Here is a 13,134-nt window from a genome sequence, read left to right as displayed (position 1 = left end):
CGTCATCTTGGTCACGCTTCACCATGCACATGAAGCGAGCGCGATTCGAAGCGCTGAGCGAGTTCTTCCGATGGCAGCGCCTTGCAGACGACCCATCCCTGAATGTGGTCGCAACCCATCTCGGTCAGCAGGCTGCGCTGTTCTTCCGTCTCGACGCCTTCGGCGACGAGTTCGAGATCGAGTGTCTGCGCAAGACCGACCACAGCGCTGACGATCGCCTGATCGTTGCGCGAAGTGAGCAGATTCTCCACAAAGCTCCGGTCGATTTTCAGTTTGGCGAGCGGGAAGCGTTGCAGATACGCAAGGCTCGAATAGCCCGTGCCGAAATCGTCGACGGCGAAGCGGATGCCGATGCCCGTCAGTTCTTCGAGCAGCGCGGTGGCGTGCTGCGGATCGTGCATCAGCAGGCTTTCCGTGATCTCGAACACGAGCCGGTGCGGATCGATGCCCGTGAGCGCGATCGCTTCGCGCACGCTTTCCTTGAAGCGCGGATCGCGGAACTGCTGCGGCGACACGTTGACGGCCACGTATTGCAGGCGGATGCCTTGCGTGTCCCAGCGGATCAGCTGCATGCACGCGGCCTTCAGCACCCAGTTGCCCAGATAGTTGATGAGGCCGACGGACTCCGCGAGCGGAATGAACATCGACGGCGGCACGAGGCCATGCACCGGATGCTGCCACCGGATCAGCGCCTCGACGCCGACCACGCCGTGCGACTGGCTGCTGGTGATCGGCTGGAAGTGCAGCGAGAATTCGCCGTTGCGCACGCCGTCGTACAGATCCGATTCGAGCTTCAGGCGCTCGGCGTCGGCGGGGCTGTCGTCGGGCACGTAGAACGCGAGCGTGTTGCCGCCCGCGGCCTTGGCGCGCGCGAGCGCGTGGTCCGCCCAGCGCAGCAGCTGGCTGTCGCGCGAGGCGCCTTCGCTCGATTCGCCCGTGTGCTGCGTGTCGGGATAGAGCGCAATGCCGACGCTCGCCGACAGATGCACCGGCTGGCGATTGAACGTGTACGGCTGCTGGATCGCCGTCAGCAGACGCCGCGCGAGCGCTTCGGCGGCGATGGCGGCATCGGCGCGCGAATGCGCGGGCGGCAGCAGGATCGCGAATTCGTCGCTGGAAATGCGCGCGATCAGCTCGCCTTGCGTCGTCATGTTGGACAGGCGGCGCGCGGTGTCACGCAGCATTTCATCGCCGGCGTCGTAGCCGAGCGCGCGGTTCACGCGCTGGTAGTCGTCGATATCGAGCAGCAGCAGGGCGGCCGACTTGCCCGTCGCGTCCGCCTTCTGCTGCGCGTGACGCATCTCATCGACAAGCGCGGGCACGTTCGAGAGGCCCGTCAGGTTGTCGTGATGCAGCTGATGCTTGAGGCTGGCTTCCGTTGCGCGCCAGCTCGCCACGTCGAAACCGGCGACCGCATAGCCTTCGATGCCGTCGTGGCAGTTGCGCGCAATGCGCAGCTCGACGGGCACGGGGTAGGTGAGCGACTTGATCAGATCCAGCGTGACTTTCTCGACGGCGCCGCTTTCGTCGGCGCGGCGCAGCGCGGCGTCGAGGCGCGCTACGTCGCTGGGCGCGACGAGTTCGTGCAGCGTGACCGTCTGCAGATACTCGCGGTGATAGCCGATGAAGCGCAGGCTCGCCTCGGAGACATACAGAAAGGTGAGGTTGCGTGCCACGTGCGCGAGGAAGTCGACGGCGAGCGCGGCCTGTTCGAGCCCATGCGTGACACCTGGCGAGCTCGGGGCGGCTGGCGCGACCGTCGCGCGCGCGGGCTGACGGACCGCGCGCAATCGCTCGATCGCCGTGCGCAGCAAGCCCCGGCGGGCTGGGGTGATCCTGGTCGCTTCCATGTGTGTCGCTGACTACCCGGTTCGTCGTGAGGCTGGACGTCCCTGCGAAGCCCGTCGACTGACTGATCGGGGCAGACGCGAGGCCGTCCATCAGAACGGGTTATCGACGTTTGTCGCAGAATCTTTAGCTTTCTGACATAAAAAGCGACATAACATAGGGTAAGGATTCGCGGCCGCTGCCAATGCCTGTGCATCGCGGGTGGATTCCGCTAAAGTGGCGGCGAACGCGCTCCGTTATATTGCTATTGATGTAACGCAAGCTCGTGTCCCCGCAAGCATGCCGTTTTCCGAATCCAAGCAGCCAGCCGTGAAAAATGTCTGATCCGTTTCAAAACGACGAAGCCGGCCGCCCCCAAACGTTTGCGCAAGCAGGCGAGGAGGACGAGGCAATCTCCTCGGCACAGTTCGTCTACGTCGGCCGTCAGCCGATTCTCGACCGCGACGGCGCGCTGCACGCTTACGAACTGCTCTTTCGCGGCAGCGCGCAAAACTATGCGCAGGTCTCCGACGATGCGCAGGCCACCGCGCAGGTGGTGGTGCGCACGATCGGCAGCATTGGCGTGCCGTCCGTACTCGGCACGCATCGCGGTTATGTGAATATCGGCCGCGAACTGCTGTTCGACGACATCGTGCATCTGATGGAGCCCGAGCGCTTCGTGCTCGAAATTCTCGAGACGGTGCAGTTCGACGCCCGTCTGATCGCGCGCGTTGCCGACTTGCGCCGCGCGGGCTTCCGGGTCGCGCTCGACGACGTCTGCGAGCTGTCGCCGAACCTGCTCGCCGTGCTGCCTTATGCGGATATCGTCAAGGTCGATTTTCTGCAGACCGACCGCGCGCAACTGCCCGATCTCGCGCGGACACTCGCGAAGCACGGCAAGACGCTGATCGCCGAGAAGGTCGAGACGCGCGAAGACTTCGCGCTCGCCCGCGAACTGGGCTTCGATCTCTTTCAGGGTTATTTCTTCGCGCGGCCGCAGGTATTGTCGACGCGCCGCACACGCTCGTCGCGCACGTCGCTGCTGCGTCTGCTGGCGCTACTCGCGCGCGACGCGGGCATCGTCGAACTCGAAGACGAGCTCAAGCGCAATCCGAATGTCGTGATGCAGTTGTTGCGGCTCGTCAATTCGAGCGCGTTTGGGCTGGGGCGCAACATCGCGTCGCTGCGTGAGGCGATCATCGCGACCGGCACGCGGCAGATCGCGCGCTGGGCGCAACTGCTGCTGTATGCAGGCGGCGGCGACCTGCCGTGGCGCTCCGATCCTCTCGTGCAACTGGCGGGTACGCGCGCGCGTTTCATGGAACTGGCCGCGCGCTGGATTCACCCGAACGACGAAGCATTCGCCGATGCAGCGTTCCTGACGGGCGTATTCTCGCTGGTGCACGTGCTGGTCGATTCGACGCCGGACGCGACGCTCGATCCGCTCGACCTGTCGCCGATGATCCGCGACGCGATCGTCGAGCGTGCGGGGCCGATGGGCGCGCTGCTGAGCATCGCGGAAGCGGCGGGCGAGGCGCAGGATGCCGCGGCCATTGCGAGCGCCCAGACGCTGCAGGAATTCAGCGCGCTCACGCCGATCGTGCTGGCCGAGCTGAATCTGTCGGCGGCGGCGTGGTTTGGCGCGCATCTGGGCGACTGAGCGCGGTTCCTGTCCGACGGGCGACGCTCGATCGTCAAACGTGGTCCAATATGGGGCGAAAGCTGGTGACTGCGACGCGCCGTGCAGTCGGACGGGCGTCGCGGGTCGTTGCACGCGCATCGTGCGCTTACGATTCGAGGACTCGACATGAAGCAGAAGATTGTGCCGTTCGCGCTGGCGGCTGTGCTGTGCGCGGGATTGTCGCTGCATGCGCTGACGGCGAGCGCGACGCTCAAGCCTGGCGACAATGCGCCGGACTTCACGACGGAAGCATCGTTGGGCGGCAAGACCTACACGTATGAGCTTGCCGACGCGCTGAAGAAGGGTCCGGTGGTGCTGTACTTCTATCCGGCCGCGTTCACGAAGGGCTGCACGATCGAGGCGCACGAATTCGCGGAAGCCGTCGACGAATACAAGAAATACGGTGCGACGGTGATTGGCGTGTCGCACGACAACATCGACACGTTGACGAAGTTCTCGGTTAGCGAATGCCGCAGCAAATTCCCGGTGGCCGCGGATCCCGACTCGAAGGTCATCAACGCGTACGACGCGGGCTTGCCGATGCATGCATCGATGGCGAACCGCGTGTCGTATGTGATTGCGCCCGACGGCAAGATTCTCTACGAATACACGAGCCTGTCGCCCGACAAGCATGTCGAGAACACGATGCAGGCCGTCAAGCAGTGGGCGGCGACTCACAAGGCGCCCTGAGGGTATTTCAGTTTCGCGGCGCGGTGTTTGATGGATGCGTTGGCCGCGCCGTTCTGCCGGGGACGTTGCCATGCCTATTGTCGTTGCGCTGTTTGTTCTGATCGCTTTGATTTATGGGTGCGTGGAGGCGTTTCACGCGCTGTCGGCGCATTTTGGGTTGGGTGTGGCGGTTGGGGCGGCTGTGCTTGCCGCGGCGCTGGTGCTGGCTGCGTTAGCGTGGTGGTGGCGTCGGCATAAAGAAGTGTCGGCGAATATCCGCGATGGTGACTGGACTCACGAACTCAAGGGCGAGTGGGGTGGGGTGAGGCTGGCTGCCGGCAAGCGGCTGTGTGATCTGCAGGTTGCGGGTTTGCGTGGGTCGTATATTTTTGCTGATCTTCGTGAGGCGCAGCCCGTGCGGGATGGTGAGCGCTGGCAGGTCAAGCTTGATGTTAAAGATGCTGCGCATCCTGAATGGCGGTTGCCCGTTGGGTCTGAACGCGAGGCGCGACAGTGGGTCAGGATTTTTGATCTTGCGATGGCGCAGAAGCTTTAAGGTTTTGGTTTGGTTTGGTTTGGTTTGGTTTTTGGTTTTGTCTTGCGACGCTTTGTTTGGTCTGCTTTTGTTGTCACTGGCATCCGCGTTTCGTTTTGCCTTGTTCAAGCGTTGCCCCTGTGCGGGGCGGCACTTACTTTCTTTGCCGCCGCAAAGAAAGTAAGCAAAGAAAGCGGGCTAACACCGCCCGTTTTTGACCACTGCCTGAGGGCCCCCAACGGTTCCTCCGCTTCACACGGCGTTCTGCCATTCACCGCCCGTTGCCCGCGCTTCGAATCAACGCCTCACCCACTTCAATCACCCGTAGCGCAGTCAGCGGCAGCGAATGATTACGGCCGCCCAGGTGGCAAACTGTGTGTAGGTCGTAGTGCTCCACACCTCAGCGCTCTTACGACACCAATCGTGCTTTTCAGTCCGGAGTGGAGCGCATAAGCCGCGCGAGCCGACACACAGTTTGCCGCTATAGAACGTGGGAGATTTGATCGCGCGTGTGGCGACGCGGGCGTGTGGAGCGGGTGATGAGCCAATTCGAAGCGTTGGCAGCGGGCGTCGAGAAGAGCGACGCCGCATGAAGGAGAGGACCCGTTGGGGGCCCTCAGGCGGAAACAAGAACTAGCGGTGTTCAGCGGCTTTCTTTTGCCTACTTTTCTTTGCCGCGGCAAAGAAAAGTAGGTGCCGCCCCGCACAGGGGCAACGCCTGCGCCGCGTAGGCGCCACGCGGATGCCAGCGCAAACACAAGCGAACCAACCCAGCGTCGCGAGACAAAACCAAAAAACCTAAAACCAAACCTTACGCCGCCGACTGAGCACCCTTAGCCCGTCTACCCTCCCACCGAACCCGAATCCGATCCATATACAGATACACAACGGGAGTCGTATACAGCGTAAGCATCTGACTAACGATAAGCCCGCCAACAATAGCCAGGCCTAGGGGAGCACGCAGTTCTGCTCCTTCACCGCGCCCAAACGCAAGCGGCAAAGCCCCAAGCAACGCAGCGCAGGTAGTCATCATGATCGGCCGGAACCGCAGCAGACAAGCCTGCTCAATCGCATCACGAGAAGAAAGCCCTTTACGTGAAGCATCGATCGCAAAATCGACCATCATGATCGCGTTCTTCTTCACGATACCAATCAGCAGGATCACAGCAATCAACGCAATGATGCTGAACTCCGTATTGAACAGCAGCAACGCGAGCAGTGCACCGACACCCGCCGACGGCAACGTCGACAAGATAGTCAGCGGATGAATATAACTCTCATACAGGATCCCCAGCACGATATAAACAGCCGCCAGCGCAGCAAGAATCAGAATCGGCTGGTCGGACATTGATTGCTGGAACGCCTGCGCCGTGCCCTGGAAACTGCCGTGAATCGTCGCGGGCATGCCGATCTCGGCCATCGTGTCATAGATGATCTGCGTCGCCTCCGATAACGACTTGCCCGGCGGCAGATTGAACGAAATCGTCGACGCAACGAACTGGCTCTGGTGATTCACAGCCAGCGGCGTATTGCCCGGCCCGAAGCTCGCGATCGCGGACAACGGAATCATCGTTTCCTTCGATGTCGACACAGCCGCGCCCGTCGATGCGCTCGACTTGCCGCTCGCCGCAATCGAATTGTTCGCGAGATTGCGCGCGGCATCGCCTGCGACGGCGGCCGCACTCGATGACGTCGTGCCGCCCGTGCCGCCCGTCGACGCGCTCGACGTCGCCGCCGACGTCACCGTGCCCGCCGTCGCGTTGGTCGACTGCGCGCCGCTCGCGCTGCCGCCCGACGTGCTGACCCACACCTGCTTCAGGATGTCCGGGCTCTGCCAGTATTTCGGCGCCACTTCCATCACCACGTGATACTGGTTCAACGGGTTGTAGATGGTCGACACCTGGCGCTGGCCGAACGCGTCGTACAGCGTGTTGTCAATCTGCGCGGGCTTGATGTTCAGGCGCGCTGCCGTGGCGCGGTCGATCGTCACCATCGCCTCGAGACCGCCTTGCTGCTGGTCTGAGTTGACGTCGGTGAGCTCGGGACGCTTCTGCAACGCTTCCGTCAGAATCGGCGCCCATTTGTAGAGATCGGCCGTGGTGTCCGAGAGCAGCGTGAACTGATATTGCGCGTTCGACTGCCGGCCGCCGACGCGTATGTCCTGCACCGCCTGCAGGAACGTGCGCGCGCCCGCAACATCCGACAGCGGCCCGCGTAGCTGCTGGATTACCTGATCGGCGGAAATCTTGCGCTCGCTCTTCGGCTTGAGCGATACGAACATGAAGCCCGAGTTGGTCTGCCGTCCGCCCGTGAAGCCGACCACGCTATCGACGGCAGGGTTCGCCTGGACGATCTTCATCATCTCGGAGAACTTGATCTTCATCGCCTGGAACGACGTGGACTGGTCAGCCTGAATGCCGCCCACGAGGCGCCCCGTGTCCTGCTGCGGGAAAAAGCCCTTCGGCACGATGATGTACAGATACACATTCAGCCCGATCGTCGCGATCAGCACGACGAGAATCAGCCGGGGATGCAGCAGGGACCAGCCAAGCGTGCGCGCATAGCCGCGCTGCATCCAGTTGAAGCCGCGCTCCAGCGCACGCGCAAAACGGCCTTCCTGCTTCTTTTCGTGCGGCTCGGACAGCAGCCGCGAACACATCATCGGCGTGAGCGTCAGCGATACGATGAGCGACACACCAATCGCCAGCGACAGCGTCAGCGCAAACTCGCGGAACAGCCGACCGACAATCCCGCCCATCAGCAGAATGGGCAGGAACACGGCGACGAGCGAGATGCTGATCGACATCACCGTGAAGCCCACTTCGCGCGCACCGACAAAGGCCGCTTTCATGCGCGGCATGCCGCTCTCGATATGCCGCTCGATGTTTTCCAGTACGACGATGGCATCGTCGACCACGAAGCCCGTCGCGATGGTCAGCGCCATCAGCGACAGGTTGTCGATCGAAAAGCCGAGCAGATACATCGCCGCAAACGTGCCGATGATCGAGATCGGCACGGCCACGCTCGGAATCAGCGTCGCGCGCCAGTTGCGCAGGAACAGGAACACGACCATCACGACCAGCGCGACGGCGATGATCAGCGTGTACTGCGTGTCTTTCAGCGACGCGCGGATCGTGGTGGAGCGGTCGGCGGTCGGCGTGACTTCGACGGCGGCGGGCAAGGACGCCTTCAGCTGCGGAATCATCGCCTTCACGCGGTCGATGGTCTCGATGATGTTCGCGCCCGGCTGCCGGTAAAGAATCACGAGTACCGAGCGCTCGTTGTTCATCAGGCCGAGGTTGCGCAGGTCTTCGACGGAATCGACCACTTCGGAGACATCGGACAGATGCACGGCCGCGCCGTCGCGGTACGCGATCACGAGGTCCTTGTACTGCGACGCTTTCTTGGCCTGGTCGTTGGTGTACAGCTGCACGCGGTTCGGGCCGAATTCAATCGAGCCTTTCGGGCTGTTCGCATTCGCCGACGCGAGCGCCGCCCGCACGTCTTCGAGACCGATGCCGTAGTGGAAGAGCGCCTGCGGCTCCAGTTCGACGCGCACGGCCGGGTTCGCCGAGCCGCTCACATCGACTTCACCGACACCGTCCACCTGCGACAGCGACTGCTGCAGGACGGTTGCCGCCGAGTCGTACAACTGGCCCGCCGTCATTGTCTTCGATGTGAGCGCGAGAATCAGGATCGGCGCGTCGGCGGGGTTGACCTTGTGATACGTCGGGTTCTGGCGCAGGCTCGCGGGCAGGTCGGCGCGTGCCGCGTTGATGGCCGCCTGCACGTCGCGCGCGGCGCCGTCGATATTGCGGTTCAGCCCGAACTGCATGGTGATGCGCGCCGAGCCGACGGAGCTCGACGAGGTCATCTCGGTGACGTCGGCGATCGTGCCCAGATGCCGTTCGAGTGGACTCGCGACGCTGGTTGCCACCGTTTCCGGGCTTGCGCCCGGCAGGCTCGCCTGAATCGAGATGGTCGGGAAATCGACCTGCGGCAGCGGCGCGACGGGCAGCTTCGAAAACGCGAACAGGCCCGCCAGCGCAATGCCGATGGCAAGCAGTGTGGTGGCGACCGGGCGTTGAATGAAGGGGCGCGACAGGTTCATCGGTGGTTCGGCCTCTTCATTCAGACGTCGGCGTCGGTGACGGGCGGCCGGGTTTGACCGTCGCCATGGTCACGATGAAAGCGCGCGCGCAGGCGCCGCGCAATCGAATCGAAGCCGAGATAGATCACGGGCGTCGTGAAGAGCGTCAGCAACTGGCTGACGATCAGACCGCCCGCGATCGCGATACCGAGCGGCCGGCGCAGCTCCGAACCCGCGCCCGTGCCGAGCATCAGCGGCAGCGCGCCGAGCAGCGCCGCCATGGTCGTCATCAGGATAGGGCGGAAGCGCAGCAGACACGCCTGATAGATCGCCTCGCGCGGCGGCTTGCCATGCTCGCGCTCCGCTTCGAGCGCGAAGTCGATCATCATGATCGCGTTCTTCTTCACGATACCGATCAGCAGCACGATGCCGATAATGCCGATGATGTCGAGGTCATGCCCCGTCACCAGCAGCGCGAGCAACGCGCCGACACCCGCCGACGGCAGCGTCGAGAGAATCGTGATCGGGTGCACGAAGCTCTCGTACAGCACGCCGAGCACGATATACATCGTGACGATGGCCGCGAGGATCAGGAACAGTTCGTTCGACAGCGACGCCTGGAACGCGAGCGCCGCGCCCTGGAAGCGCGTCTGGAACGAAGCGGGCAGGCCGATATCTTTCTCCGCCTGTTCGATTGCCTTCACGGCTTCGCCAAGCGATGCGCCTGGCGCCAGGTTGAACGACACCGTCGTGGCCGGGAACTGGCTCAGGTGCGTGACGAGCAGCGGCGCGGGCTGTTCGTGGAAGCTCGCAATCGAGTTCAGCGGCACCTGTCCGCCCGACGACGTCGACGACGGCAGATAGATCGAGTTCAGCGACTCCGTGTAGTGCTGCATGGTCGGCTGCGCTTCGAGAATCACGCGGTACTGGTTCGACTGCGTGAAGATCGTCGAGATGATGCGCTGGCCGAATGCGTCGTACAGCGCGTTGTCGACGGTAGCGGGCGTGATGCCGTAGCGCGCTGCCGAGGCCCGGTCGATTTCCACATAGACCGACTGGCCGTTGTTCTGCAGATCGGTCGCGACGTCGACGATTTCGGGCGATTGCGCGAGGCGATCCATCAGCTTCGGCACCCACGTCGAGAATTCGTCGATATTCGGATCGGTCAGCATGAACTGATACTGCGTCGGGCTCACCGTCGAATCGATGGTCAGGTCCTGCACCGGCTGCATGTAAAGCGTGGCGCCCGGAATATGCGAAGTCTCGCGCTGCAACTGGCGGATCACCTCGCTGGCCGTCGCGTCGCGGTCGTCGCGCGGCTTCAGGTTGATCAGCATGCGGCCGCTGTTCAGCGTGATGTTGCTGCCGTCCACGCCGATGAACGACGTCAGGCTGTCCACATTCGGATTCTTGAGAATCTGCGCGGCCAGTTGCTGCTGACGCTCGGCCATCGACGCGTACGACACCGACTGCGGCGCCTGCGTGATCGCCTGGATCACACCCGTATCCTGCGTCGGGAAAAAGCCCTTCGGAATGTACACGTACAGCACGCCAGTCAGCACGAGCGTGAGCACGGCAACGACGAGCGTCGAGCGCTGCCGGTTGAGCACCCACTCGAGCGCGACGGCGTAGCGCGCGATCACCCAGTCGATAGCCGCGTGCGCGCGCGCCTCGAAACGGTGGCTTTCCTTGGGCGGCGTGTGGCGCAACAGCTTTGCGCACATCATCGGCACGAGCGTCAGCGACACGACGGCCGAAATCACGATGGTCACCGCGAGCGTGATCGCGAACTCATGGAACAAGCGGCCGACCACGTCGCCCATGAAGAGCAGCGGGATCAGCACGGCAATCAGCGACACCGTCAGCGAGATGATCGTGAAGCCGATCTGCTTCGAGCCTTTCAGCGCGGCTTCGAGAGGCGACTCGCCTTCCTCGACATAGCGCGCGATGTTTTCGATCATCACGATCGCATCGTCGACCACGAAGCCGGTTGCGATCGTCAACGCCATCAGCGAGAGATTGTCGAGCGAGAAGCCGCACAGATACATCACCGCGAGCGTGCCGATCAGCGACAACGGCACCGACAGACTCGGAATGATGGTCGCGTAAATATTCGCGAGGAACAGATACATCACCAGCACGACCAGCACGACCGACATCAGCAGTTCGAACTGCACGTCGCGCACCGACGCACGGATCGTCGTGGTGCGGTCGGTGACGACCTGCACGTCGAGCGCGGCGGGCAGAGACTGTTGCAACTGCGGCAGCAGCTTCTTGATGCTGTCGACCACCTGGATCACGTTGGCGCCGGGCTGGCGCTGCACGTTCAGGATGATCGCAGGCGTGCTGTCGACCCACGCGCCGAGCTTGGTGTTCTCCGCGCCCGATACGATGGTCGCGACGTCCGTCAGCATTACCGGGCGGCCGTTCTTGTACGCGACCACGGCGCTCTTGTAGGCGTCGGCGTCCGTCAACTGGTCGTTGGCGTTGATCGTGTATGCGCGCGTCGGGCCGTCGAAGTTGCCCTTCGGCGTGTTGACGTTCAGGTTCGAGATCGTGGTGCGCAGATCGTCGAGATTCAGCCCGTACGATGCGAGCGCACGCGGATTGGCCTGGATGCGCACGGCAGGGCGCTGGCCGCCCGACAGACTCACCAGACCGACGCCCGCCACCTGCGAGATCTTCTGCGCAAGACGCGTATCCGCGATGTCCTGGATCTGCGTGAGCGGCAGTGTCTTCGACGTGATCGCGAGCGTCAGGATAGGCGCGTCGGCGGGATTGACCTTCGCGTAGATCGGCGGCGCGGGCAGGTCGGACGGCAGCAGGTTGCCCGCCGCGTTGATGGCCGCCTGGACTTCCTGTTCGGCGACGTCGAGCGGCAGATCGAGACTGAACTGCAGCGTGATGATCGACGAGCCGGCCGAGCTTTGCGACGACATCTGGTTCAGCGACGGCATCTGCCCGAACTGGCGTTCGAGCGGGGCTGTCACGGAAGACGTCATGACGTCGGGGCTCGCGCCCGGATAGAACGTCTGCACCTGGATGGTCGGGTAATCGACTTCGGGCAGTGCGGACAGCGGCAGAAAACGCAGTGCGACGAGCCCGACCAGCATGATCGCCGCCATCAGAAGGGCGGTGCCGACCGGGCGCAGGATAAAGGCGCGAGATGGATTCATGCGGTATCAGCCGTGCCTTATTCCGCCGCCGTCTGCGACGCGTGCTTGTGACGACGCGTGCCCGACGCACCCCATGCACCCGATGCGCCGGATGCCGCATGCGCCGCCGACGCGCCGGAAGCGCTGGAAGCGCCCGACGCACCGCGCGGACGGTCGGCCGGAATGGTGATCTTTGCGCCTTCCTTCAACCGGTCCGAGCCGTCGATCACGACGCGTTCGCCGATCTGCAGGCCCGACGCGATGCTGGTGCGCTCGCCATCGACGGGGCCGACCTTCACCGCGCGCACCGTCACCGTGTTGTCGGGTTTCGCGACATACACGAACGCGCCCATCGAGCCGTTCAGCACGGCCGAAGTCGGCACGATCACCGCGTCCTTCACGACATTTACCAGCAGGCGCGTGTTGACGAACTGATTCGGGAACAGCAGGCCTTCGTTGTTCTGGAAGGTCGCCCGCAGCTTCACGGTGCCCGTGGTGGTATCGATCTGGTTGTCGATGGTTTCCAGATAGCCGGCTTCGAGCGACGTCACGTTGCTGCGGTCATACGCGGTCACCGACATCTTCTGGTTCGTGCGCATGCCCTTGAGGATGGCGGGCAGGTTGTCTTCGGAGGTCGTGAAGATCACGCTGATCGGCTGCAACTGCGTGATCACGACGACGCCGTTCGTGTCGCCCGGCGTCACGTAGTTGCCGGCATCGACCTGGCGCAAACCGACGCGGCCCGAGACGGGCGCCGTGATGCGCGCGTAGGTGAGATCGAGCTTGAAGGTATCGATGTTCGCCTGGTCGGCCTTGACCTGGCCTTCGTACTGCTTGACGAGCGATGCCTGCGTATCGACCTGCTGGCTCGCGATCGAGTCTTGCGAGAGCAGTGTCTGATAGCGCTTCAGGTCGAGACGGGCGGTTTGCAGAAGCGCCATGTCCTTGGCGAGCGTGCCTTCGGCATTGGCAAGACTGATCTGATACGGACGCGGGTCGACCTGCGCGAGCAGATCGCCTTTCTTGACCATCTGGCCTTCCTGGAAGGCGACCGTTTGCAGCACACCCGATAACTGCGTACGCACCGTGACGTTCGCGAGCGGCGTGACGGTGCCGAGCGCGTTCAGCACGACGGGCATTTCGCCTTGTTTGACGGTCGCGACATGAACGGGTTGCG

Annotated in this window: 7 protein-coding genes; 3 read left to right on the top strand and 4 right to left on the bottom strand. The window is 63.2% G+C overall.

Features of this window, described 5'->3' with window-relative positions:
- Positions 1-11: 11 nt before the first annotated feature.
- Positions 12-1,850: a sensor domain-containing phosphodiesterase gene (locus G3O01_RS41470; RefSeq protein WP_205813280.1), complete on the bottom strand. Its 1,839-nt coding sequence runs from the start codon at positions 1,848-1,850 to the stop codon at positions 12-14.
- 314 nt (positions 1,851-2,164) lie between these two features.
- Between G3O01_RS41470 and G3O01_RS41465 the strand changes: the two genes are divergently transcribed.
- From G3O01_RS41465 to G3O01_RS41455, 3 genes are all read left to right on the top strand, one after another.
- Positions 2,165-3,487, top strand: coding sequence for an EAL domain-containing protein (locus G3O01_RS41465; protein WP_205813279.1), 1,323 nt, complete (start codon positions 2,165-2,167; stop codon positions 3,485-3,487).
- Between the two features lie 147 nt (positions 3,488-3,634).
- Positions 3,635-4,198 carry a peroxiredoxin gene (locus G3O01_RS41460; protein WP_205813278.1) on the top strand — a complete coding sequence of 188 codons (564 nt, stop codon included), beginning with the start codon at positions 3,635-3,637 and terminating at the stop codon, positions 4,196-4,198.
- 70 nt (positions 4,199-4,268) lie between these two features.
- Entirely contained in the window at positions 4,269-4,733 is a 465-nt protein-coding gene (locus tag G3O01_RS41455; protein ID WP_205813277.1) for a hypothetical protein, read from the top strand.
- A gap of 790 nt (positions 4,734-5,523) precedes the next feature.
- Here G3O01_RS41455 and G3O01_RS41450 read toward each other — a convergent pair.
- The 3 genes from G3O01_RS41450 to G3O01_RS41440 all read right to left on the bottom strand — a co-directional run.
- On the bottom strand, positions 5,524-8,823 hold the full coding sequence (locus tag G3O01_RS41450; protein WP_205813276.1) for an efflux RND transporter permease subunit: 3,300 nt from the start codon (positions 8,821-8,823) through the stop codon (positions 5,524-5,526).
- 20 nt (positions 8,824-8,843) lie between these two features.
- Positions 8,844-11,978 carry an MdtB/MuxB family multidrug efflux RND transporter permease subunit gene (locus tag G3O01_RS41445; protein ID WP_205813275.1) on the bottom strand — a complete coding sequence of 1,045 codons (3,135 nt, stop codon included), beginning with the start codon at positions 11,976-11,978 and terminating at the stop codon, positions 8,844-8,846.
- A 17-nt stretch (positions 11,979-11,995) separates the two neighbouring features.
- On the bottom strand, positions 11,996-13,134 hold a 1,139-nt coding region (locus G3O01_RS41440), incomplete at its 5' end, for an MdtA/MuxA family multidrug efflux RND transporter periplasmic adaptor subunit (RefSeq protein WP_205813274.1).

It is taken from the genome of Burkholderia sp. Ac-20365, assembly GCF_017104715.1.
GTDB lineage: Bacteria > Pseudomonadota > Gammaproteobacteria > Burkholderiales > Burkholderiaceae > Paraburkholderia.
Note: the sequence above shows the minus strand (reverse complement) of the source record. Positions and strands in the feature narration are given on the sequence as shown.

What these genes read in the sequence shown, in the direction of transcription:
- G3O01_RS41470 (WP_205813280.1), bottom strand. Translation starts at nt 1,850, where the DNA reads ATGGAAGCGACCAGGATCACCCCAGCCCGCCGGGGCTTGCTGCGCACG.
- G3O01_RS41465 (WP_205813279.1), top strand. Translation starts at nt 2,165, where the DNA reads ATGTCTGATCCGTTTCAAAACGACGAAGCCGGCCGCCCCCAAACGTTT.
- G3O01_RS41460 (WP_205813278.1), top strand. Translation starts at nt 3,635, where the DNA reads ATGAAGCAGAAGATTGTGCCGTTCGCGCTGGCGGCTGTGCTGTGCGCG.
- G3O01_RS41455 (WP_205813277.1), top strand. Translation starts at nt 4,269, where the DNA reads ATGCCTATTGTCGTTGCGCTGTTTGTTCTGATCGCTTTGATTTATGGG.
- G3O01_RS41450 (WP_205813276.1), bottom strand. Translation starts at nt 8,823, where the DNA reads ATGAACCTGTCGCGCCCCTTCATTCAACGCCCGGTCGCCACCACACTG.
- G3O01_RS41445 (WP_205813275.1), bottom strand. Translation starts at nt 11,978, where the DNA reads ATGAATCCATCTCGCGCCTTTATCCTGCGCCCGGTCGGCACCGCCCTT.